Below are 22,518 nucleotides of genomic sequence, written 5' to 3'. Positions count from 1 at the left end.
CCGCGGTGGCCGGGGCGCTTGTCGCCGCAGGCGATCGGGACGGGGGCCATGGCCTCGCCGAGCAAGCCGAGGCCATGGTCCGCTCGGTCACCACCCCGTCCGGGCGGGAGTCGACGCTGGTCGCGGTGGCCGGGGCGCTCGCCGCCGCCGGCGACCATGACCGAGCCGGTCAGCTTCTGGGTGGGGTGTTGGCGGCCGCGTCGTGGCGAATACCGCTGTCGGTATTGGCCGACTACTGGCCGCAGGTGGTGCTGCGGTGCGTGGATAAGCTGTCCGGTAACGAACGTTCGCGACACACCGAAGGAACGTAGGAGTTCGCGCAGCCGGGACAGGTAACGAAAACCGTGTCCGCGCCTTCGTAACGTCTTCGGGGGTTCGCGATACTTTCCTGGCATGCGGATCGGCTACGGACGGGTCTTCACCCGCGAGCAGATGCCCGAGCTCGACAAGGCGTCCGGCAAGTTGGCCCACCGGCCCGAGCTCGACAAGGCGCTGCTGGTCGCTCACCGCCGCGGCGACCAACTGGTGGTCACCAAACTGGACCGGCTCGGCCGCTCGGATCCGCGCCGGTGAGGTCGCGCTCCGGAGAGCTGGCCCTCCGTCATGGTCAGCTGCGGATCGGGGAACCGGGCGTGTACCCACCCGGGCAGCCGGTGCGGCCGGTCTGCTCCAGCTCGGCGACGCCGTGCACGAGCGGGGCGGTGACCGGGGTCGTGATCATGAGGGGTTCCCGGTGGGCCAGGAGTTGAGGAGGGCGTCGAGGGCCTGCACGGTCTTGTGCCAGGACAGCTCGGGGGAGGGCGCGCTGTGGTTGAAGCCGCCGCTCCGTTCGAGCGCGAGATAGCCGTTGATCGTGCTGCCGAGCACCCGGACGGCGTGCACGTGCTGGTCCTGCGGCACCGGGTAGCCGCGCAACACCGCCCTGGTCAGCGTGACCATCTGGCGGGCGCCGCCGGAGCGCACGGCGATCTCGCCGGCCCGCCGCTGCAGGGACTGCCACCGGCCGGGGGCCTGTAGGGCGAACTCCCGGTGGGCCGTGGCGAAGGCCTCCAGCGCGGGCCGGCCGGCGCGGCCGGCGATGGCCGCGGCGATGCGCTCGGCGAGCTCGCCCAGCGCCAGCGCGGTGATCCCGTCCAGCAGCGCCTCCCGGTCGCGGACGTGCGAATACAGGCTGGGGGCCCGCACGCCGAGCCGGCGGGCGACCGCCGAGAGCGTGACGGCGTCGAAGCCGGCCTGATCGGCGAGGGCCGCCGCGTCGGCGACGACGGCGGCCGTGGTGAGCGCGGCGCGTTCCATGCCGACAGCCTATGGCCATTAGGCATTCCCCTATGGCCAGTAGGGCATGTTACGGTGATCACCACACTGATCGATGGCTACGGGGGAACACCTTGCCGTCTCATATCCGGAAATGGGCGGCCGCCGGCGCGGCCGCCCTCCTCGCGCCCGCCCTCACCGTGACGATGACGTCCGGTCCTGCGCAGGCCGCCTGCACCACACCGATCACCATCCCGACCGGCGGCGGCACACCGCGCGCCGACCAGGCCGCGGTCCAGCTCGGCAACACCGGCACCGTCCACACCCCGGCCGCCGGCGCCATCGCCTGGTCGCCGGCGGCCATCGGTGCCGACGTCGTCAAGCGCGACGCCGGCACCGGGACGGACAGCTTCTCCCGGCAACTGCTGATGGTCTACTCGGCGATCCGGGACATCAGCCAGGGCGCCACCCCGACCTCGGCCGGGGCCCGGGTGTCGTCCGACTCCGGTGCCACCTTCACCGCGGCGCCGGACACCGTGCCCGCCCCGCAGCTGAGCCAGATCGGCCAGCTGCTCGACGGCCGGCTGCTCGGCGCCCAGTTCGTGATCAACGGCGGGGTGACCCGGGAGTCCAGCGGCGCCGAGGAGCGGATCAGCTTCCCGTTGATCCTGCGCATCTCCCAGGACAAGGGCAAGACCTGGTCGCCGGTGACCGCCCGCACCTCGTTCACCGACTCCGAGCTGCCGGCCGCGCTGCCGGTCCGCAAGGTCTCCGCGCTGCGCGGCGTGCGGGCCGCCGGCCGGCCGATCCAGATGACCACCGGCGCGATCGTGGCGCCGGTCTACTTCACCTTCTGGAACGGGCAGAAGGACAGCAAGGGCAACGAGCTGGTGCTCACGTTCGCCGCCACGTTCGTCGCCCACCCGTCCTTCACGGCCGGCGCGGTCGACGCCGGCGGCACGTGGGACTTCACGATGCGCACGCTGTCGGCCAACGCGACGATCAACTTCAACGAGACCGCGGTGATCGAGCGGCAGGACGGCCTGCTGCTCGCGGTGGTCCGTCAGGACGGCACGGTGTCGACGCTGTCCTGGCGGCTCTCCAGCAACGAGGGCGCCACCTGGACCGACTACAAGCAGGTGTCCTTCGCCGACCAGCCGGGCTGCGCCGTCTCCGGCGTCTCCCCGCAACTGGCCATGCTGCCCACCGGCCAGCTGGTGCTCGGCAGTGGCCGGCCGGACAACTGGCTCGCGATCTCCACCGACACGTCCGGCACCAGCTGGACCCAGGAGCAGCAGACCTACTGGAACGCCCCGGTGAACGCCGGCACGAACTGGTGGTACGGCTCCTCCGGTTACACCGCGCTGGTGCCGACCGGCGGCAACCGGCTGCTGCAGTTCGCCGACAACTGCGCCGCCCCCAACGGTAGCGGGGTCAACGGCTGCGCCTCGGCGCTGACCTTCGAGAAGGACCGCAACTACCGGATCGTGGACCGGCAGGTGGCCGTGCTGCCGCCAGGCCTCGGCAAGATCGACATCGCGGGCAAGCTGCGGCACGGCACCGCCACGCTGACCACTGACCTGACCGGTGTGCCGCCCGCCGGGGCGGTCACCCCGCCGACGCCGTACGGCAGCGCGCCGTCCGCCGCGGACGCCACCAGCACGGGCTACTGGTCCGGCGCGGAGGGCGCCACCGACGGCAGCAACGCGTACTGGTCGGGCGCGCTGTCCAGCAACGCCGCGGGCACCGGCTCCTACGAGCTGAAGCTGGACCGGAGGTACCACCTCACCAAGCTCGGCCTGGGGCTGCTGCCCGGCGCGGCGGCCGGCGCCCGCATCGCCACCTCGGCCGACGGCGTCACCTGGACCCCGGCCACGCTGGGCTACCCCAGCGGGGTGGTCGCCCAGGCGGAGACCGGACTGATCCGTACGCCAGGGGACCGCGCCATGCGGTACTACACGCTCGACGCGACCGCCCGCTATCTGCGGATCACCACCGAGGCGTCGACCTGCGCCACGGTCGGCGGTCCGGCCGCGTGCAGCATGATCAACGAGTTGGAGCTGTACTCGACCGTCAACTCGTTCGAGAACGAGCTGGCCGTCCCGCACGGACTCGCCGACGTCGCCTGCACCCGGGTGACCTCGCCGGCGGGCAACGGCGACCCGGACCACGACAGCGCCACCGCGATCCGGCTGATCGACGGCGACAACGCGACCTACTGCGACGGCAGCGGCACGCTGGCCCGGTTCTCGTACCCGGGTCCGGGCGTGAACCTGCCCGCCGCCTCGGCCCGCACCCTGCAGGCCGGCATCTATCCGGTGAGCAACACCAACGGCCTGCTGTTCGACATCGACGGGGTACGCGGCTCGGACCACACGGCCGCGGCGGTCTACCACTTCGGGATCAACAGCGGCAACCGCTGGATGGCCTGGACCAGCGCGGGCGGCTGGGTCGGCCTGGGCGGGGCGCCCGTCCCGCTGAACACCTGGACCACGTTCAAGGTGGTCGCCAGCACCACCGGCGCGACCCTCTACACGGTCGACGCCGCCGGCCAGCAGACGCTGATCGGCACGTTGCCGCAGGCCGACGCGGGCGGGGTGGACTCGATCACCGGCTACACGTTCACCAGCGGCAGCACCGAGAAGGTCGGTGACCAGGCCGTCTACGACGACATCAGTTTCGAGTAGCGCCACCGTCGCGGTCCCGGCGAGTCGCCGCCGGGACCGCGACCGGGCGGGTCATGCCGCACCGTACGCGGCGAACTGGTCGACCAGGCTCCGCGGCGCGTCGTCGCCGAAGCAGAGCGCCAGGTTCCGGGCCGCCTCCGCGGCCGCCTCGGCGCTGCGGGGGAAGAGCTCCCGCTCGTACGCCGCCAGCGCCTCCTCGACGTCCCCCGGATGCGCCGCGATCGCCTTGCCCAGCTCGGCTGCGTCGTACATGGCCAGGTTCGCCCCCTCCCCGGCGAACGGTGACATCAGGTGTGCCGCGTCCCCGAGCAGCGTCACCCCCGGCACCCGCTCCCAGCGGTGGTCCACCGGCAGCGCGTGGATCGCCCGCGGCACCAGCGGTCCGTCCGCCTCGGTGATCAGCGTCCGCATCGGCGGCGCCCAGCCGGCGAACTCCCCGGCCAGCGCGGCCTTGCCCCGCTCGGGATCCGACCAGTCGACGCTGTCCAGCCACTGCCGCGGCTTGCGCACCGCGATGTAGACGTGCAGGCTGCCGTCCGGCTCCCGGTGCGCCAGGAAACCCTGTCCGGGCGCGAGCGCGAACAGCATCCCGCCGCCGACGATCGAGGCCGGCACCGGGTGACGCGCATCGGCGTCGTGGTGGTCGGCCTCGACGAACGAGACCCCGGTGTACGCCGGTGCGGCCCCGGAGACCAGCGGCCGGATCCGGGACCACGCGCCGTCCGCCCCGACCAGCAGCCCGGTGGTGGCCGTCTCGCCGCCGGCGAACGTCACCTCGTGCCGGCCGCCGCCGAGCGCCCGCACCGCTGTCACCTTCCGTCCCCACCGGACCGTGCCCTCGGGCAGCGAGTCCAGCAGGATCTGCCGCAGCCGCCCGCGGTCCACCTCCGGACGGCCGCCGTCGCCCTGCTCGTCCGCCTCGTCCAGCAGCACGGTGCGGTGCCGGTCGAGGACGCGCACGGCCTGCCCGCCGGGGTGGATGATCGCCTGGAACTGCTCGGACAGGCCGGCGTCGCGCAGGGCGAGCTGTCCGTTGTAGTCGTGGATGTCGAGCATTCCGCCCTGGGGCCGGGCGGCCGGCGAAGCGTCCAGCTCGTAGACGGTGGCCGCGATCCCGTGGACGTGCAGGACCCGGGCCAGGGTCAGCCCGCCGAGCCCGGCTCCGATGATGGTGACCTCGGTGTTCATGGTGCCTCCAGGGGGTGGCGAACATGTTCGCCACGAACATGTTCTCAATGGGTGTGCGTAGGCCCGGTGCGGGCGTACCAGCCCTCAGGAAAGTCCGTCGATGATCGTGCCGAAGGACCACCGCATCCGCTCCTCGCCGGTCCCGGCGAACAGCTCGTCGCGGACCCGGACCAGGTGCGGATAGGCGCCGGCGCCCGCCTCGGCGACGGCCAGCGCGAGATCCGCCTCCTCGCCGGCGGCCTCCGCGGCCTCGGCCCGGCTGCCCTGTTCGGCGGCGGTGGCGGTGGCGTGCTGCAGCAGGATGTCCACGCCCCAGGCGGCCTGCCGGTCCGGCATGCCGCCGGCCAGCAGCAGCCCGAGGACCGTGTCGATCAGCCGCAGGTAGTGCGGGCCGCAGGGGCGCAGGGTGAGGACCGACCGGGCCAGGCCCGGACGGGCGAAGAGCATCCAGGTGTACGACGTGAGCAGGCCGATCAGCCGCTCCCGCCAGTCGCCGGCGGCCGGCTCCGGCGGCTCCAAGCCGGCGACCAGCTCGTCCAGCATCGCGCCGTGCAGCTCCGCGGTGTTGCGGACGTAGACGTAGAGCGACGCCGGCCCGGTGTCGAGCTCCGCGGCGAGCCGCCGCATGGTCGCCTTCTCCAGGCCCTCCTCGCGCATGATCCGCAACGCCACCGCGACCAGGGCGGCCCGGCTCAGCGGTGGTTTGGCCGGCCGGTCGCGGCGGCTCACGGGCTCCCGTCGTGGACTCATGAACACGATCGTAGCGAACATGTTCGTCAGCGCCGACGGCATCCCCGGTTCGGCCCCTCGAACCCCTGGGACCCGCCGGCGCGCCGCGGAGCCGCGTCGCTTGCATCCGAGTAGGCAGCGCCGCTGAGCTCGCAGCCGGCCCGCGCTGATCCGCACGCCGCCAGCGCCGGCGTCTTGCCGCGCCGCACCGGCCCGCCCTGTCCCGCTGGCCCCCTGCCGCAGGCCCGCTGCGTCTCGCTGGCGCGTGCGCCGGTCCGGCAGGACGTCGCGGCGGCGTCAGCGGCTGATCTTCGCCTTCTCCCAGATGAGGCGGACGGCCGGCAGGACCTCCGAGACCGCCGGGATGCTCGGCCCCGGCTCGCGGACGCCGACGGTCAGGGCCGGCGCGGAGCGCTCCAGCGAGCCGGCCATCCGGTCGATGTCGGTGATGATCGAGCCGGTCAGGACGAGCACGCCGGTGTCGTCGATCTCGGTACGGACCTTGTGCAGCGTCTGCCGGCGGGCTTTGCGCAGCGTCTGCAGCAGGTACTCCAGGTTCGCGGTCTCCCGGCTGGTGTCCGCCAGCGGGTCGGCGACCAGGGTGGCGTGCGCCGCGAACGCCTCCGCCGCGGCCGAGAGGACCTCGCCGATCTGCTCCGGGACGACCGGCGAGTGCGGCGTCGCGGTGGCGTCGAACATCGAGCGGGCCACCGAGTTGACCTGGTGCACACCGTGTTCCAGGGCGCGCAGCGTCTCGTGCAGCGGGGTCACCCGGGTCACCGGGGTGGTCAGCGACCAGCGGGCCTGCCGGACCAGGTCGTCGACCGCGGCGCGGGCGTCCTCCAGGTCGTCGCTGAGCTCGCGGGACCGGGCCAGCCACTGGGCGGCCTGCTCCCGGTCGTACCCCTGCCGCACCCCGGCGCCGAGCCGGCCGAGCAGGCCGGAGATCTCGGTCGACAGCCGGGCCAGCTCCCGGCGGGCCCGCTCCAGCGGTGTCATGCCGCCCACCAGCGGCGACAGGATCGCGCCGACGACGATGCCGAGCGCGGTCGCGGCGATCCGCTGCCAGACGAAGGTCTCCGTGACGGTGCCGCCGGCGACCAGGATGCCGAGCGAGGTCAGCGGCACGGTGACCGAGCTGTCGCCGAGCCGCAGCAATCGGCCCGCGGCCAGCCCGCAGCCGGTGATGGCCGCCACCGACCACGGGGTGAGGCCGAACGTGTGCCACACCGCGACCGTGACGCCGATGCCGGCGAGCGTGCCGATCAGCCGCTGCGCGCCCTCCCGCACCGAGGCGTGCGAGCTCATCTGCACCGACAGCGTCGCCGAGACCGCCGCGGTGGCGGGACCGGGCAGGTGCAGCGTGCCGGCCGCGGCCCAGGCGATCGCCGCCGCCACCGCGGTGACCAGCGCGGACCGGACCACCGCGGGATCGGCCCGGTGCCGGCATCCGCGGGCCAGCCGCCGCACCCGGGCCGGCAGGTGCGGCCGCAGCCGGACGAGCAGGCCCTGACAGGCGGACTCCACGGCGGGCCGCACCTTGCGGCGCAGCAACGCCGCGCCGGCCGCGCAGAGGAGAAGGCTGAGGGAGACGACGGTGATCGGATTCAAAACGGCTTTCTCTCCGATGAGGGGCGACGGCATCCCGGAAAACGCTATCGCTCGTCTAATCAGATATGGACGATATGAGACAAGTGTGATGCGCGTCGCCGCCGATCCGGTTCAAGATCTCGGTCAGGACCTCGGGGCTGGTGGCGAAGTTGATCCGGACGAACGAGCCGGTGTGCTCGCTGAACTCGGCGCCCCGAGCCGGACGCGTGCGTGACTCTCCAGATGGGACGCCGGGTCCGGGCCGAATCGGCTGCCGGCACAGTTCAGCCAGGCCAGATGCGTCCCGTCGGGGGAGCGGTAGCCGGTGTCCCAGCGCAGCGCGCCGGCCCATCGCCAGATCAGCTCCCGCCCTGGAACGCGGCGGGTGGCTCGGCGTGCAGCGGGGCTGCCGGGTCGGCCGCGCGCACGTCGGCCGCCAGGCGCTCGCGGACCGCGGCGACCTCCCGCGGCAGCGGGGCGGCGACCGGGCCGGCGGCGGTGAACTCGGCGGCCCGGTCGCGGGTCACCGAACGGCCGGCCACCAGCGCGCCCGACCAGTAGCCGAGCACCGAAAGGCGGTGGGTGAGCAGCGCGAACGGCGAATTCGCCCCGGGCAGTGCACCCGCCTGTTCATCGACCGCTCGCGCGGCGGCACGCGCACCTGGTGCGGCATGGCCGAGTGCGGCAACCGGATCAAGGCCCGTCAGTGCCGGGCCAGGAAAGCGGCCGGATGCTAACTTTTACATCGATGTAGAAGTTGGTGACGGCCATGACGACGACACTCGGTGACACTCTGCTGGTGTTCCTCGCCGACCGCCCCGGGACCGCCTACGACCTGCGCCAGCGGCACGCCCAGACGTTCGGCGAGCGCGGCGCCGTCGACGTGCTGCGGGTGGTGGCGGCCCTGAAACGGCTGGAGCGCCTGGGCCACGTCCGCACCGGCGGCAGCAAGACCTTCACGCTGACCGATACCGGTCATCGACGGCAGCGGTCGTGGATTCTCGACGTCTCCCGGGACGCCAGTGGGCAGGACATTCTCGACCGGGTGCTGCTCGCCATGGCCGCGACGGAGCGGGAGACGTTCGACGCGGTCGTCGCGTCCTGCCTGGCGGTGCTGGAGTCGCGGCGGCCGCGCGGCGGTCCCCGCGGGCCGGAGCCGCTGGTCTCCGCGCCACGGGCCCGCGCCGAGCTCGACGCCGTCATGGCGGCGTCGGCTCTCAAGTGGGTGCGCCACCTGGCCGGTCGCCCGCGCGAACGGGATGCCGCAGCCTGACCCGACCGGGCGCGGCGATCGGGCAGCGCGGCCGCTCGAGGCGGCCCGGGTCGAGGCGGCCCGGGTCGAGGTGGCCCGGGTCGAGGCGGCCCCGGGCGAGGTGGCCCGGGTCGAGGCCGCCCGGACCGAGTGGCCCGCTCAAGGCGGCCCGGCGAAGCGGGCCAACAGGGCGGCCCGGCGAGAGCAGCAGAAGATCGCCGCGGTCCGCGCGGGCCGGAGCCACCGGTCGCCGCACTCGAATCCCGGACCGACGCTAGACCGGGAGACGGTACGGAGTGGTGGTGCCGAGCGCGGCGAACCCGAGCCGCCGCAGGATCGGGCGACTCTGGTCCGACGCGTCCACCTGCAGATACTCGTAGCCCAGGTCGGCGGCGACGCGCCCGCGGAGCGCGACCAGCGCACGGTAGATGCCGCGGCCCCGCCACGCGCGCACCGTGCCGCCGCCCCACAGACCGGCGAACGCGGTGCCCTCGTTGAGCTCCATCCGCGCCGCGCACACCGGCTGGTCCCCGGCCATCGCGACGAACAGGCGCACGCTCTGCGGGCTGTCCCGCAGCAGCGCCACCAACTGGTGACGCAGCGAACCGCTCGGTTGCCCGAACGCCTCCTCACCGGCCCGGATCATCAGGTCCACGCCGGCCGCGTCGGTCACCCGGACCAGATCGACACCGGCCGGCGGCTCCGCGTCCAGGTCGAGGTCGCTGATGCGGGCCACCATCAGGGTCTCCGGATCGTCCGGGACCAGCCCGGCCGCCCGCAGCCGCTCGCCCAGGTCGGCGGGCCGGTCGTGGCTGTACAGCTTCCACTCGAACTCGACGCCGAGCGACCGGAAGTAGCGCACCTGCTCGGCGATGACCCGATCGGCTGTCGACTCGTCGAGATCCGACCACAGCACGGCGTTCCAGTCGTGTTCCGCGCCCACCTGCCGGACGATCGTGTCGTCCCGGTCGACGCGGGACGACGGCCCACCGGGCGGCGCCTCCCGGCGCAGCTGCCGGTCGAAGAGCGCGAGCACCTGTTGCTGATTCACCGCAACACCTCAGCACCGCCGGTCCCGCCGGGCAACCCGTTTTCGCCGTCCCGGGGCGAGCGGGCCTCCGGCGAAGAGCCGGCACCAGGCGGGGAAGGGGCGTCCCCGACAGCGGCAGCGTCCGGCGGAGCAAGGACGGCCGGGGAAGAGGGGGCGTCCGCGACAGCGGCAGCGTCCGGCGGAGCAAGGACGGCCGGGGAAGAGGCGGCGTCCGGGGAAGACGAGGCGGACGCGCTCCAGGGAAGCAGCAGCGGAGTGGCCAGGATGAGAACACCGGCGGCCGCGATCGCGACCCGCGGGCTGGTGACGGTGGCCAGCAGCCCCCACGACGCGGTCATCGCGGCGATCACCGCGTTGCTGGTGATCGACCAGGCGGACAGCGTGCGGGCCACCCGATCGGACGCGGTCTGCCGCAGCCGGTAGGTGGCGAACACCGGATTGAACACGCCCATGCACGTCACCAGGCCGAACTGGACGGTGAGCACCAGAGCCAGGCCGCCGGCGCCGGGGCCGGTGAAAGCCAGCCCGAGCGGCCAGCACACCCGCAGCGCCCCCGAGATGAGCAGCACGCGGCGTTCCCCGAACCGGGTGACCAGCCGCCCGGCCAGCCGCGACCCGATCAGCCCGCCCAGGCACGGCGCGCCGAAGGCCAGCCCGTACTGCCAGGGCGCGAAGCCGAGCCGGCCGAGCATGAGCACGGCGAGCAGCGGCGCGCTCGCCAGGATCAGGCCGTTGACCAGGACGGTGTTGAAGAACAGCGGCCGCAGCGCCGGATGCGCCAGGATGTGGCGCCACCCGTCGAGCAGGTCACCGGCCCGCGTCGGGCTCGCCGTCCGGCCGTCGGCAGCCGGGTGCGCCTGCCGGCGGCCGGCAGCCGGGGCCGGGTGCGCCTCCCGGCCGCCGATCGCCCGGATCGCCGCCGCCGAGAGCAGGTAGCTGACCGCGTCGGCCAGCACGGTGGTGACCGGGCCGATCAGCCCGATGGCCGCGTTGCCGAGCGGCGGGCCCACAATGGTGGCGGTCCAGGTGGTGGCCTCGAACCGCCCGTTGGCGGCGAGCAGGTCGGCCCGCGGCACCAGGGCCTTGAGGACGGCGCCGCCGGCCGCCCGGAACGTGATGTCGGCCGCCGCGGTCACCACGGACACGACCACGAGCTGGGCGAAGGTGAGCCGGCCGAGCGCGTACGCGGCCGGGATGCTGATCAGTGCGGCGAACCGGACCAGGTCCATCGCGATCATCACCGGTCGTTTGCGCCGGAACTCCACCCAGGGGCCGAGCGGCACCGCGATCAGCGCGCCGACGGCCAGCCCGGCCGCGGACAGCAGCGACACGGCGACCGGCCCGGCGTGCAGGACCAGGATCGCGATCAGCGGGAACGCGTCGAAGCCGAGCCACGTGCCGACCGTGCTGACCGCGTACGACGTCCAGAGCCATCGGAACTGCCGTCCCACGATTCCCCCTCGAATTCTCCACCGGACAACCCGACGTTGACCGAAGGGATCCAAGCAGGAGTCTCCGAGGCTGATCAAACAACCGCCACGCCGATGAAAGACAACCGATGGTGGTACGGGTAGGGTCCGGCGGCATGGACTTCGACGCCGTGCGCACGTTCGTCGCCGCCGCCCGGGCCGGCCGGTTCCAGGACGTGTCGGCCGAGCTGGCGATCACCCAGCAGGCCGTCTCCAAGCGGATCGCCGCCCTGGAGCGCACCCTGGGCGTGCGGCTGTTCCACCGCACGCCGCGCGGGGCCGAGCTGACCATCGACGGGCAGGCGTTCCTACCGCACGCCCGGGAGCTGCTGCGCGTCGCCGAGCGCGCGGCGGCGTCGGTGGGCGCCGGCCGCCGTCCGCTGCGGGTCGACGTGATCGCCTCCCGGCTGGCGACGAACGGGCTGATCCGGGACTTCCACCGGGCGTACCCAAAAATCGATCTTGATGTGGTGAAGTTGTTCGACGTCGAGACGGCGGTCGCCGCGATCCGGTCCGGCGCGATCGACGCGTCGTTCCGCGCCGTCGCGATGCCCGGCCGGCCGCTCCCCGAGGACGTCCGGGCGGTCCGCGTGCTCGACGAGCCGCTGCACCTGCTCACCGGCCCCGGCCACGTGCTCGCGACGGCCCGCTCGGTGACCGTCGCCGAGCTCGCCGGACACCGGATCTGGATGCCCGGCATCGCCCCCGGCACCGAGTGGGGCGCCTACTACGACGAGCTGGCCGGTGAGTTCGGCCTCGCCATCGAGGCGACCGGCCCCAACCTCGGCTCGGACGCGCTGCTCGACACCGTCGCGGACACCCCGGCGCTGGCCACCTTCATCGGGGAGCGGACCCGCCTGGTCTGGCCCGCCGGCCACGGCCTGCGGCGCATCCCGGTGACCGATCCGGTGCCGGTCTACCCGCACGCGCTGATCTGGCACCGGGACAATCCGCACCCGGCGCTCGCCGCTCTCCGCGCGCACCTGGCCGGGGTGGCGGCCGGTCCGGACGCGGCCGGGACGTGGACGCCGGGCTGGGTGCTGCGGTAGGGCGTCAGGCCAGGAAGTCGCGCAGTGCCCCGGAGCGGGCCGGGTGGCGCAGCTTGGACATCGTCTTCATCTCGATCTGCCGGATCCGCTCGCGGGTCACCCCGTACACCCGGCCGATCTCGTCGAGGGTGCGCGGCACGCCGTCGCTCAGTCCGAAGCGGAGCCGCACCACGCCGGCCTCCCGCTCGGTGAGCGTCGCGAGGATCGACTCCAACTGGTCGCGCAGCAGCCCGGAGCTGACCGCGTCCAGCGCCACCACCGCGTCGGTGTCCTCGATGAAGTCGCCGAACTGGGCGTCGCCTCCGGCGCCGATCCCCTGGTCCAGCGAGATCGGCTCGCGCGCGTACTGCTGGATCTCCACGATCCGGGCCGGGGCCAGCTCCATCTCGCGGGCCAGTTCGGCCGGGGTGGCCTCGCGGCCCAGCCGGTGCAGCATCTCCCGCTGCAGGCGGGTCAGCTTGTTGATCATTTCCATCATGTGCACCGGGATGCGGATCGTGCGGCCCTGATCGGCCACGGCCCGGGAAATCGCCTGCCGGATCCACCAGGTGGCATAGGTGGAGAATTTGAAGCCCTTGGTGTAATCGAATTTCTCGGCCGCCCGGATCAGCCCGACATTCCCCTCCTGGATCAGGTCCAGGAACGGCATGCTGCGGCCGCTGTAGCGTTTCGCGATGCTGACCACCAGCCGCAGGTTGGCCTCCAGGAGATGACCTTTCGCGCGTTCCCCGTCGCGGGCCACCAAACGCAGGTCGCGCAGCCGGTCGGCGGGTACCTGCCGGTCCCGCTCGTCGTGGGCGCGCAGCAGCTCGGCCGCGTACAGCCCGGCCTCGATCCGCTTGGCGATCTCGACCTCCTGCTCGGCGGTCAGCAGCGGGACGCGGCCGATCTCGCGCAGGTACGCCTTGACGGTGTCGACGTCCACCGGGGCCGGTGCGATCGTGGCGGGGCCCGGCTGGTCGTCGTCCTGGTCCTCGGCCGTGCGGACGGGGTCGATCGTTGCGGTCACGGGCTCAGCTCCGGCTGGTCACGCCAGGCATCGCGGGCAGGAGGGAAGCGCTGCCGGCAGGCCACTGGCTCACGGGGTGTAGCGCGAAGAAGCTCGTCCCGGCGAGAGGCGAGGAAAGATCGAGCGGAACGTGCGGCCGGCGCGAACCGAATCCCATTATAGCCCCGCCTGCGCCGAGTTCCGCGCGCTGCGCGTCCTGCCGGTTTCGGAGCACGCCGGGTCGTGCGGGAGCTCCGGACGCCGTACCCGGGAAGGTCTCAATCGCGGCGTGATCTTGGCGATACATCAGACGAGGGGCCGCGCGCCTCCATCGGATCGGGAGGCATGTGGTGGGGATGAGCGGGTCGGACCCGAAGACGGAAACGACAGCGCCGCGAGGCGGCCTGATCGGCCGGCTGGCCGATCTGCGCGTCGGGACCAAGGTGTACGCGGCGGTGCTGTGCAGTGCCGTGGTCGCCGCGGTGATCGGGACGTTGGGGATCAGCCGGTTGAGCATCCTCAACGACGACATCGCGGCGATGAAGGAGCGCCACGTCGACAGCAGCCTGCAGCTGAGCACGCTGCGGGGCGCCCTGGGCGACGGCCAGGAGGCGCTGTTCGGCTGGGCGGTGGTGCCCGCGGCGCAGAAGGCCGCGCAGCGCGACGCCGTGACCACCGCCGACAAGCAGACGCTCGCCGCCATCGCGGCCTACCAGAAGCTGGCCCGGGGGTCGGCGGCCCGGGAGGCGGCGGCCCAGCAGGTGGCCGACTCGTTCAAGTACTTCCAGGGGCTGCGCGACTACGCGCTGTTCCAGGAGCCGGCGCCGGCCGGCGCCCAGATGCCGACCGGCGACGAGGTTTCGGCGGCCTGGATCAAGACCCAGAATCAGCTCAAGTCCTCGGTGGTCGAGCTGCAGCAGACCGAGGACAAGGAGTCGTCGGCGATGGCCGCGGCCGCCGAGTCCGCGTACCACAGCGCCCGGAACCAGATGATCATCTACTTGATCGCCGGCCTGGCGCTGGCGATCGCGCTGGCCACGATCGTCACCCGGCTGATCACCCGGCAGCTCGGCAGCGTCTCGTCGGCGCTGGCCGCGGTGGCCCAGGGCGACCTGACCGTCGCGGCGCGGGTGCACGCCCGCGACGAGCTGGGCGGCATGGCGGTGGCGGTCAACACCGCCCGCGACGGGCTGCGCGCCATGGTGGGCCGGGTGGCCGGCAGCTCGCAGACGCTCGGGGCCAGCACCGAGCGGCTCAGCCGGGCCGCCGAGCTGATCGCGCACTCGGCCCAGGACGCCGCGGCGCAGGCCGACGTGGTGGCGGTGACGGCCGGCGACGTGTCCACCAACGTGCAGACCGTGGCAGCCGGCAGCGAGGAGATGGGCGCGTCGATCCGGGAGATCGCGTCCAACGCGTCCGAGGCGGCACGGGTCGCCAACGAGGCGGTCGGCGTCGCGGAGACCGCCAACTCGACAGTCTCCAAGCTGGGCGACTCCAGCGCGGAGATCGGCAACGTGGTCAAGGTGATCACCGCGATCGCCGAGCAGACGAACCTGCTCGCGCTGAACGCGACGATCGAGGCGGCGCGTGCCGGGGAGATGGGCAAGGGGTTCGCCGTGGTCGCCAGCGAGGTCAAGGACCTGGCTCAGGAGACCGCCCGGGCCACCGAGGACATCTCCCGGCGGGTGGAGGCGATCCAGGCGGACACCACCAACGCGGTGGCCGCGATCGCCGAGATCGCCAACATCATCGCGCGGATCAACGACTACCAGACCACCATCGCGTCCGCGGTGGAGGAGCAGACCGCGACCACCGGGGAGATGAGCCGCAGCGTCGGGGACGCGGCGCAGGGCACCACGCAGATCGCCGGCAACATCGGCGGGGTGGCGTCGGCGGCGCAGAGCACGACCGCGGCGCTGACCGAGGCCACCGACACCGCCAACGAGCTGTCCGGGATCGCCGCCGAACTGCGGACCGTGGTCGGTCAGTTCCGCGTCTGAGACGCCCGGACCACCCGGAACGTGTGCAGCCGCGGGTCGCCGGCGTCCGCTACCGGCAGGCCCGCGGCGACGTGCTGGCGCAGGTGCAGCACCACGTCGGCGGTGAACAGCTCGCCCGGCAGGATCACCGGAGCGCCGGGCGGGCAGGGGCTGATCATCTCCGCGGAGATCCGGCCCATCGGATCGGTCACCGGCTCGGAGTCGGCGAAGTAGGCGTCCCGCAGGGACATCGCGCGCCGGGTCGGCAGCGGCCGCGCCGGCTGGGCGTTCGGGGCGTGCGCGGGGTCCCCGTTCGTCGTGGGCGGCTGCTCGGCGAGGGCGCGCAGCGCCTCGAGGACACGGTCGACAGCCGCGTCGTCGCCGCTCGGCGAGACCGGGAACACCACGCGCCGGGCATCGGCGAACCCGGCGGTGACCTGGTGCTGCCGGGCCAGCCACGCCTGGGCCTGGTAGCCGGTGATCGCCAGCGCGGAGACGTCGACGACGACCTTGAGCGGATCCCACTCGACGACCCGGTCCGGCGGGCACACCGACTCGCCGACCACGGTGAGCCCGGGGATCCGCTCCAGACGGGCCCGCAGCCGGGCCACCCGGTCCAAGGCCTCGCCGAGCACCCGGCGCCCGTCCGCGACCATGTGCCGACGATGGCCGTCGATCGCCGCGTACGCCGCCGGGTTCCGGTTCTCCGCGGTGATCAGATCCAGTCGCCGCCGCAGCTCGGCCGGATCGACCAGGCCACCGTCGGCCAGCACCACCGACGCCGGGCAGGCGCCGCCGTCGGGGACGGTGTTGACGACCAGGTCGGCGCGGGCCTGGACAGCCGGGGTGGGCAGGTCCGGGTGGAACGGGAAGTACGTGCCGTCCGGCTCGTCCACGACCAGGGCGACGCCTTCGCGGTGGCAGGTCCGCGCGATGGTCCGGACGTCGGCGCCGATGCCGTACACGGTCGGGGTGCGCACCAGGACCGCGGAGACGCCGGGGTTCGCGGCGAGCACCGCGGCGACGTCGGCCGGACCGGCCGGGCGGTTGATCTGATGGACCGGGTCCCAGCCCGGCCGCAGCCAGACCGGCTCGGCGCCGGCCAGGATCAGCCCCGAGACGACCGACCGGTGCATGCTGTGGTCGACCGCCACCCGTGTGCCCGGCCGGGCCACCGCCAGGACCGCGGCGTGCATCGCGACGTGGCAGCCGCAGCCGGCGAACACGGTCTGCCGGGCGCCGGTCGCGTCGGCCAGCAGCGCCTCCGCGTGCACCACCGCCTGCTCGACGGTCGGCGCGGCTCCGCCGAAGTCCGGCGTGGCGCTGACGGCGTCCAGCACGGGAGTCGTTCGCTGATCCATGGCGGTCGGGCTACCACACTGTCACCTGGGCAAACCTCAAACTTTTCCGTGGTCCGGGGCGAACACCAGGCTGCCGTTGTGACCACCGAAGCCGAAGCTGTTGGACAGCACCGGGCCGGGCGTCCAGGGCGCCGGCTCGCGTGGGATGTCCAGGTCGATGGCCGGGTCCTGATTGGTCAGACCGGCCGTCGGCGGGATCAGCCGTTCCCGCATGGTCAGCGCCACGGCGACCGCCTCCACCGCCCCGCCGGCGCCGAACGAGTGCCCGGTGACCCCCTTGACGCTGGTCACCGGCGGCCGGGAGGGGCCCAGCACCCGGCGGATCGCGGCCGCCTCGGCGACGTCGTTGAGCTGCGTGGACGTGCCGTGCGCGTTGATGTGCGCGATCTGCCCGGAGGTCAGGCCGGCGTCGTCGAGGGCCAGCCGCATGCAGCGCTCCGCGCCGTCGCCGCCGGGCGACGGAGCGGTCACGTGGTAGGCGTCCGCGGTCGAGGCGGCGCCGGCGACCAGCATGTAGACGTACGCCCCGCGGCGGCGGGCCGATTCCAGCGTCTCCAGCACGACGACGCCGGCGGCCTCCGCAGCGGCCAGCCCGTCCCGGTCCCGGTCGAACGGCCGGCTCACCCCGGTCGGGCTCAGCGCGCGCATGTTCGCGAAGCCGGCCAGGCAGGTCGGGGTCAGACTGCAGTCGGAGCCGCCGGCCAGCACCACGTCCGCCGCGCCGGAGGCGACCAGCCGGGCCCCGGCCGCGATGGCGTCGGTGCCGGCCGCGCACGCGGTGGTGATCGTCGCGGCGCCGCCCCGCAGGCCGTACCGGATGCTCAGCGCGGCGGCCGCCGCGTTCGGCATGGTCATCGGGACGACGTGCGGGGACACCCGGCGCTCGCCGTGCTCCCGGAGCACCCCGGACTGCGCCTCCAGGGTGGACACCCCGCCGATCCCGGTGCCCAGGCAGACCGCGGCCCGGTGCGGCGCGGCGACGTCCGCGAGTCCCGCGTCCGCCAGGGCCTCGTCCGCGGCGGCGACCGCCATCTGGGTCACCAGGTCGGAGTTGCGGGCCTCCTTGTGCGACATCCAGCGCCGCGGGTCGAACCCCTGGACGCGGCGGACACGCCCGTCGGCCGCGGGGGCGAGCAGGCCGCGCCAGAAGGCCGCGGCGCCGATGCCGGCCGGTGACACCACGCCGAGGCCGGTGACGGCGACGGTCCGGTTCAGGGACGGCTTCACCGCGCCGGCTCCGTTGCGTCCGGCCAGGCGATCGAGGCGACCGCCTCGGCCGCCGGCACGACGTGGCCGGCGGCGCAGCGCACCTGCGGGACGATCGGCTCCCCGCACCCGGCGTGGGTCAGGGCGAGGTGCGTCTCGTGCTCGCGGGGCAGCTCGTCGCCGAAGCGGAGCAGCGCCACGAGGATCGGGAAGAGCGCGTGGCCCTTCGGGGTCAGCGCGTACCCGTGCCGGGTCCGGTGGCCCGGCTCACGGTAGGGCCGGCGCTCCAGCAGGCCGCCGTCGACGAGCTGCCGCAGCCGCTGGGCGGCGACAGCGGGCGTCACCCCGGCCCGGCGGGCGAGGTCGTCGAAGCGGCTCCCGCCGTAGAAGACCTCGCGCAGCAGGGTCATCGCCGAGCGGGTGCCGATCAGGTCGAGCGTGCGCTCCAGCGGGCACCAGCCGGCGGCCGTCCACCGGTCCCGGTCGGCCAGCGGCGAGGACAGCGTGATAGTCATGACGACTCCTGGCTTCGGTTTCGCATAGTCAGGGACTGTAGATGCTGGCTTCGTTTTGCTCAACCCAGGGGGTGGGCAGTGTGACGAAAGCCGATCCGGGGTAGCCGGGCCGCACCCGTGAAGCCGAGGAGGGGAATGGCGATGACCCCGGTCGTCGAGGAACCCGGACGTCCGCACAGCGCGCCCGAGGAGAACGCCGCGCACGGGCGGTTGAACGTACGACCGCAGCCGCCCCTGCAACCGGCCACCCGCACCGGGCTGGTCTCGGTCGCCGGGCCGGACGGCGACCTGCAGGCGCTGATCCTCGTGCCCGAGCCGGTGACCGCCGGGCCGTACCACCTGATCGTGGTGTTCCACGGCGCCGGCGGCTCCGCCCAGCAGGGCGTCGGCCTGCTCCGCGAGCACGCCGCGGAGCACCGGCTCCTGCTGGTGGCGCCGCAGTCCAGCGGGGCGACCTGGGACTTCATCGGCGGCGGATTCGGGCCGGACGTACGGCGGCTGGACCGGGTGCTGGCCGAGGTGTTCGCCGGCTACCCGGTCGACCGGATCAGCGTCGGCGGGTTCTCCGACGGGGCGTCCTACGCGCTGACCCTGGGCCTGGCCAACGGCGACGTGTTCGGCGACATCCTGGCGTTCTCGCCCGGCTTCGCGGCGCCGCTGGTGTCGCACGGCGAGCCGCGGGTGTTCATCTCGCACGGCGCCGGCGACCAGGTGCTCCCGGTCGACCGGTGCGGCCGGTACCTGGTGGAGTGGCTGCGCCAGCCCGGGTACGACGTCACCTACGAGGAGTTCCCGGGCGGCCACGACGTGCCGGCCGGGATCGTCGCCCGCGCGCTGGACTGGCTCGGCAAGGGGGAGGCCCGGCATCCTTAGCGGCCGCGGTGGTCATCTCCTGGCGGGGCACGTCCCCGCCGACGCGGCGGCGGCTGCGACCAGGGCAAGATCACACCGTGGGTCGGCGCCGCCGATCCACAGTAGTGGGCGTGCGCGTGTAGAAGGGTGGTGGAGCGGCCCCCCGCTTCGCGCCGGAGGTGCGCCCGTGCCCGACGAGGACGCCGGCAGCCGGGCGCTGCTCGCCCTGCTCGCCGTGGTCCTGTTCCTGATCGCGCCGGCGACCTGTCCGCCCACCGGCGGTGATCGGCACCGCGGCGGTGGTGATGGTGCAACTGTGGCTGGACCGCCCGGCGTGAGAACCGCGAATCCCGGGTAGCCGCCTGCCATGGCGAACGACGAGATCGGCGAGTTCCTCGCCGGGCACACCGAGGACCTGGTCCGGGAGCTGACCGAGTGGGTCCGCATCCCGTCCGTGGCCGGGGTGCCCGAACGCGAGCAGGACCTGCTGCGATCGGCGAACTGGCTGGCCGGGGCGCTGCGCGCGTCAGGCTTCCCGGTGACCGAGGTGTGGAAGGCGGACGGCGCCCCGGCGGTCTACGCCGAGTGGTGCGCGGCGCCGGGCGCGCCGACCGTGCTGATCTACAGCCACCACGACGTGCGGGTCGCCGAGGACGGGCAGTGGGCGGAGACCGCGCCGTTCGTCCCGGTGATCCGGGACGGCTACGTGTACGGCCGGGGCGCCTCCGACGCCAAGGGTCAGGTGCTCGCCCACCTCTGGGGGATCCGCGCCCATCTGGCCGCCACCGGCCGCGACACGCCCGCGGTCAACCTGAAGCTGCTCGTCGAGGGCGAGGAGGAGACCGGGTCCGCACAGCTCACCGATCTGCTCGACGAGCACCTGGACCGGCTCGGCGCCGACCTCATCGTGTTCAGCGACACCCAGACCTGGCGGTCCGACCATCCGGCGGTCTGCACCAGCCTGCGCGGCATGGTCAGCGCCACGCTGGAGGTTCTCGGCCCGAGGCGGGACGTGCACAGCGGCGGCGTCTCCGGCCCCGCCCCGAACCCGGCCGTCGAACTGGCCCGGCTGATCGCGGCGCTCTTCGACGACGAGGGCCGGATCACGCTGCCCGGCTTCTACGACACCGTGGCCGGTCCGTCGCCGGCGCGGCGCGCGGAGCTGGCCGCGCTGCCCTACTCCGACGAGGACTGGCTGCACCGCTCGGAGACCCGCAGCGTCGGTGGCGAGGCCGGCTACTCGGTCCTGGAACGGCTGTACGCCCGCCCGGCCCTCGAGGTGATCACCCTGGTGGCCGGGGACCCGACCGGCCCGTCGCGCGGGGCGGTCCCGTCGGTCGCCACCGCCGCGCTGAGTTTCCGGCTCGCGCCCGGCCAGGAGTCCGGCGAGGTCGCCGAGCAGCTGCGGCGCTGGCTGGGGGAGAGGAAGAACGACCGATTCGAGTACGACCTGAGCATCGCCGACACCATCTCCCAGGAACCCTACGAGACGCCCGGCGACCTGCCCGCGCTCACCGCCCTCTCGGACGCCGTGCGCGACGGGTTCGGCGTCGAGCCGGGCCGGATGGGCAACTCCGGCAGCGGCCCCGCCGAGCTGCTGTCCCGCAAGGTCGGCGCCCCGGTGGTGTTCTTCGGCACCGGCCTGCCCCAGGACCGCTGGCACGACAGCGACGAACGCGTCGCGATCTCGATGCTCACCCGCGGCGCGGCGACCATGGCCCACTACTGGCCGCGATTGGATCGGAGGTGAGCTGAATGCTCACCCTGGGCGTGGAGGAGGAGTTCCTCCTGCTCGACCCGGTCACCGGATGCAACGTCCCGGTGGCCGCGCAGGTGCTGGACGCGCTGCCACCGTGGGCGCGCGGCCAAGGCCGCCTGGAGCTGCGCCGCAGCATGCTGGAGCTGGTCACCGGGATCTGCACCGGGCTGGACGACCTGCGGCGCGAGCTGACCGGCCTGCGCCGCGCCGCCACCGAGACCGCCACCCGCTTCGGCGCGCGCCTGGTCGCGATCGGCGCCACGCCGGTCGGCGAGCAGTCGCCCACGGTCGCCGACAAGCCGCGCTACCGGGCGATCGCGCGGCAGTACGGCCCGATCGCCGAGGACGAGGCGTGCTGCGGCTGCCACGTCCACGTCGGGGTCGCCGACCACGGACTGGCCGTGCAGGTCTGCAACCAGGTGCGCGTCTGGTTGCCGGTGCTGCAGGCGCTGGCCGCCAACTCGCCGTTCTACGCGGGCGCCGACACCGGCTACGCCAGCTGGCGCTGCGCCCAGCTGCAGCGGTGGCCGAGCGTCGGCCCGACGCCGTACTTCGACACCCCCGACGAGTACGACCGCACGGTGGACACGCTGATCGCCACCGGGGTCATCCTGGACCGCGCGATGGTCTACTGGTACGCCCGTCCGTCCGCGCGATACCCCACCGTGGAGATCCGGGTGGCGGACGTGTGCCTCACCGTCGCCGACACCGTGCTGGTCGCCGCCCTGGCCCGGGCGCTGGTCGCCGCGGCCGTCGAGCGGGTGGTGGTCGGCGATGCCGCTCCGCGGGTGCGCGACTGCCTGCTGACGGCCGCGCACTGGCACGCCGCGCACGAGGGCCTCAGGGGGACGCTGATCGACCCGCGGTCGGGCGCCGCATGCCCGGCGTGGGACCTGGTCGAGGAGTTGTTCGGCCTGGTCGCGCCGGCCCTCGAACGGCACCGGGACCGGCTGCGTACCCAGGCCGGCCTGATCCGGCTGCGGCACCAGGGCACCGGCGCGGACCGCCAGCGCCGCATGCTCGGGCAAGCCGCCGGCCTGCCCGAATTCCTCGGCGAGCTGGCCGCGCAGACCGCCGGCGGCGCCAGTGGACCGGCCGCGCCGGCCGGCGGCGACGAAAGCCAACCGGTCGCCCCGTGCGGTGTCACCCGGGGCGGGTGAGGCCAGCCGGCGGCAGCGCGACCGCCGGCACGGGGTCGTGCGAGCGCTTACCCGGCCGCCACGCTGCGTGCGGCCGGCGGCCCGGGGTCCCTCGGGCCGCCGGGTCAGTCCGGCCGGTACATTCCGGTGTCGCCGGAGACGGCGTTCTCGTCGTAGCCGGCACCCGTCGCCGCCTCCCCGGCCTCCGGCTCCTCCGGTTCCGCGCCGGTTACCGACTGGCCGGGGCGGCGCAGGGACGCGGCGTGGGCGGGCGTGCCGTCGGGCTCGTCGGTCGGGTGCCGGTCGGTGCGTTCTCGATCGTCGCTCATGACCCGCGACTTCCCGGTGAGCGGGCCCGCAAACGTCCGGACCTTCGCGGGCGTGGAGGCGGGCCCGCGGGGCGCATCCTGGCGCGGGTGTATCGACCCGTGGGTGTATGGGCCCGCGGGT

Annotated in this window: 21 protein-coding genes and 2 pseudogenes; 11 read left to right on the top strand and 12 right to left on the bottom strand. The window is 73.8% G+C overall.

Annotation, left to right across the window (positions count from 1 at the left end; all coding sequences use genetic code 11):
- Together Asi03nite_RS32830 and Asi03nite_RS32825 are read left to right on the top strand one after the other, a co-directional pair.
- Window positions 1-311: hypothetical protein (locus Asi03nite_RS32830; RefSeq protein ID WP_203684399.1), on the top strand; the 311-nt coding region annotated here is incomplete at its 5' end.
- An 82-nt stretch (window positions 312-393) separates the two neighbouring features.
- Window positions 394-573: a recombinase family protein gene (locus tag Asi03nite_RS32825; RefSeq protein WP_373872197.1), complete on the top strand. Its 180-nt coding sequence runs from the start codon at window positions 394-396 to the stop codon at window positions 571-573.
- A gap of 144 nt (window positions 574-717) precedes the next feature.
- Here the strand turns inward: Asi03nite_RS32825 and Asi03nite_RS32820 are convergent, their stop codons facing one another.
- Entirely contained in the window at window positions 718-1,296 is a 579-nt protein-coding gene (locus Asi03nite_RS32820; protein ID WP_203684398.1) for a TetR/AcrR family transcriptional regulator, read from the bottom strand.
- A 164-nt stretch (window positions 1,297-1,460) separates the two neighbouring features.
- Here Asi03nite_RS32820 and Asi03nite_RS32815 point away from each other — a divergent pair, with 164 nt between their 5' ends.
- Complete coding sequence (locus tag Asi03nite_RS32815; RefSeq protein ID WP_203684397.1) at window positions 1,461-3,941, top strand: sialidase family protein; 2,481 nt, start codon at window positions 1,461-1,463, stop codon at window positions 3,939-3,941.
- Between the two features lie 51 nt (window positions 3,942-3,992).
- Here Asi03nite_RS32815 and Asi03nite_RS32810 read toward each other — a convergent pair whose 3' ends face one another.
- From Asi03nite_RS32810 to Asi03nite_RS32795, 4 genes are all read right to left on the bottom strand, one after another.
- The gene (locus tag Asi03nite_RS32810; protein ID WP_203684396.1) at window positions 3,993-5,129 is read right to left on the bottom strand and encodes an FAD-dependent oxidoreductase; all 1,137 of its coding nucleotides are present in this window, start codon (window positions 5,127-5,129) and stop codon (window positions 3,993-3,995) included.
- Between the two features lie 84 nt (window positions 5,130-5,213).
- A complete protein-coding gene (locus Asi03nite_RS32805; protein ID WP_203684395.1) occupies window positions 5,214-5,879 on the bottom strand; it encodes a TetR/AcrR family transcriptional regulator in 666 nt (221 codons plus the stop codon).
- Window positions 5,880-6,155: 276 nt separating this feature from the next.
- The gene (locus tag Asi03nite_RS32800; protein WP_203684394.1) at window positions 6,156-7,469 is read right to left on the bottom strand and encodes an FUSC family protein; all 1,314 of its coding nucleotides are present in this window, start codon (window positions 7,467-7,469) and stop codon (window positions 6,156-6,158) included.
- Window positions 7,470-7,807: 338 nt separating this feature from the next.
- The gene (locus tag Asi03nite_RS32795) at window positions 7,808-8,017 is read right to left on the bottom strand and encodes a hypothetical protein (protein ID WP_203684393.1); all 210 of its coding nucleotides are present in this window, start codon (window positions 8,015-8,017) and stop codon (window positions 7,808-7,810) included.
- Window positions 8,018-8,026: 9 nt separating this feature from the next.
- On the opposite strand from Asi03nite_RS32795, the gene Asi03nite_RS39015 reads away from it, so the two are divergent.
- Window positions 8,027-8,185 (top strand): CGNR zinc finger domain-containing protein, encoded by a 159-nt coding sequence (locus Asi03nite_RS39015; protein ID WP_203684392.1) that lies wholly within the window; start codon window positions 8,027-8,029, stop codon window positions 8,183-8,185.
- A 32-nt stretch (window positions 8,186-8,217) separates the two neighbouring features.
- The gene (locus Asi03nite_RS32785) at window positions 8,218-8,721 is read left to right on the top strand and encodes a hypothetical protein (protein ID WP_203684391.1); all 504 of its coding nucleotides are present in this window, start codon (window positions 8,218-8,220) and stop codon (window positions 8,719-8,721) included.
- A 253-nt stretch (window positions 8,722-8,974) separates the two neighbouring features.
- Here Asi03nite_RS32785 and Asi03nite_RS32780 read toward each other — a convergent pair whose 3' ends face one another.
- Both Asi03nite_RS32780 and Asi03nite_RS32775 read right to left on the bottom strand, forming a co-directional pair.
- On the bottom strand, window positions 8,975-9,751 hold the full coding sequence (locus Asi03nite_RS32780; protein ID WP_203684390.1) for a GNAT family N-acetyltransferase: 777 nt from the start codon (window positions 9,749-9,751) through the stop codon (window positions 8,975-8,977).
- On the bottom strand, window positions 9,748-11,202 hold the full coding sequence (locus tag Asi03nite_RS32775) for an MFS transporter (protein ID WP_203684389.1): 1,455 nt from the start codon (window positions 11,200-11,202) through the stop codon (window positions 9,748-9,750). The genes Asi03nite_RS32780 and Asi03nite_RS32775 overlap by 4 nt, the downstream gene beginning before the upstream one ends.
- Window positions 11,203-11,336: 134 nt before the next feature.
- Here Asi03nite_RS32775 and Asi03nite_RS32770 point away from each other — a divergent pair, with 134 nt between their 5' ends.
- Window positions 11,337-12,269 (top strand): LysR family transcriptional regulator, encoded by a 933-nt coding sequence (locus tag Asi03nite_RS32770; RefSeq protein WP_203684388.1) that lies wholly within the window; start codon window positions 11,337-11,339, stop codon window positions 12,267-12,269.
- A gap of 4 nt (window positions 12,270-12,273) precedes the next feature.
- Here the strand turns inward: Asi03nite_RS32770 and Asi03nite_RS32765 are convergent.
- A pseudogene (locus Asi03nite_RS32765) lies at window positions 12,274-13,514 on the bottom strand (RNA polymerase sigma factor); the annotation flags it as partial.
- 99 nt (window positions 13,515-13,613) lie between these two features.
- On the opposite strand from Asi03nite_RS32765, the gene Asi03nite_RS32760 reads away from it, so the two are divergent.
- Entirely contained in the window at window positions 13,614-15,257 is a 1,644-nt protein-coding gene (locus Asi03nite_RS32760) for a methyl-accepting chemotaxis protein (protein ID WP_239103092.1), read from the top strand.
- On the opposite strand, the gene Asi03nite_RS32755 is transcribed toward Asi03nite_RS32760, so the two are convergent.
- From Asi03nite_RS32755 to Asi03nite_RS32745, 3 genes are read right to left on the bottom strand one after another with little or no spacing between them, the layout of a single operon-like run.
- A complete protein-coding gene (locus Asi03nite_RS32755; protein WP_203684387.1) occupies window positions 15,242-16,597 on the bottom strand; it encodes an aminotransferase class I/II-fold pyridoxal phosphate-dependent enzyme in 1,356 nt (451 codons plus the stop codon). The two genes, Asi03nite_RS32760 and Asi03nite_RS32755, sit on opposite strands and share 16 nt — an antisense overlap.
- Window positions 16,598-16,633: 36 nt before the next feature.
- Window positions 16,634-17,824 (bottom strand): beta-ketoacyl-[acyl-carrier-protein] synthase family protein, encoded by a 1,191-nt coding sequence (locus Asi03nite_RS32750; RefSeq protein WP_203684386.1) that lies wholly within the window; start codon window positions 17,822-17,824, stop codon window positions 16,634-16,636.
- Window positions 17,821-18,318 (bottom strand): winged helix-turn-helix transcriptional regulator, encoded by a 498-nt coding sequence (locus Asi03nite_RS32745; protein ID WP_239103091.1) that lies wholly within the window; start codon window positions 18,316-18,318, stop codon window positions 17,821-17,823. Before Asi03nite_RS32745 ends, Asi03nite_RS32750 begins: the two co-directional genes overlap by 4 nt.
- A 135-nt stretch (window positions 18,319-18,453) precedes the next feature.
- Between Asi03nite_RS32745 and Asi03nite_RS32740 the strand changes: the two genes are divergently transcribed.
- The 4 genes and pseudogenes from Asi03nite_RS32740 to Asi03nite_RS32725 all read left to right on the top strand — a co-directional run.
- Window positions 18,454-19,191: an alpha/beta hydrolase gene (locus Asi03nite_RS32740; RefSeq protein ID WP_239103090.1), complete on the top strand. Its 738-nt coding sequence runs from the start codon at window positions 18,454-18,456 to the stop codon at window positions 19,189-19,191.
- A gap of 166 nt (window positions 19,192-19,357) precedes the next feature.
- On the top strand, window positions 19,358-19,528 hold the full coding sequence (locus Asi03nite_RS32735) for a hypothetical protein (protein ID WP_203684385.1): 171 nt from the start codon (window positions 19,358-19,360) through the stop codon (window positions 19,526-19,528).
- Between the two features lie 9 nt (window positions 19,529-19,537).
- Window positions 19,538-20,920: a M20/M25/M40 family metallo-hydrolase gene (locus Asi03nite_RS32730; RefSeq protein WP_203684384.1), complete on the top strand. Its 1,383-nt coding sequence runs from the start codon at window positions 19,538-19,540 to the stop codon at window positions 20,918-20,920.
- Window positions 20,921-20,925: 5 nt separating this feature from the next.
- Window positions 20,926-22,002: pseudogene (locus Asi03nite_RS32725) on the top strand (carboxylate-amine ligase); the annotation flags it as partial.
- A 191-nt stretch (window positions 22,003-22,193) separates the two neighbouring features.
- On the opposite strand, the gene Asi03nite_RS32720 reads toward Asi03nite_RS32725, so the two are convergent.
- Complete coding sequence (locus Asi03nite_RS32720) at window positions 22,194-22,397, bottom strand: hypothetical protein (protein WP_203684382.1); 204 nt, start codon at window positions 22,395-22,397, stop codon at window positions 22,194-22,196.
- Window positions 22,398-22,518: the final 121 nt, after the last annotated feature.

This window comes from Actinoplanes siamensis (genome assembly GCF_016862395.1).
GTDB lineage: Bacteria > Actinomycetota > Actinomycetes > Mycobacteriales > Micromonosporaceae > Actinoplanes > Actinoplanes siamensis.
This window is presented reverse-complemented; position numbering and strand designations above follow the sequence as displayed.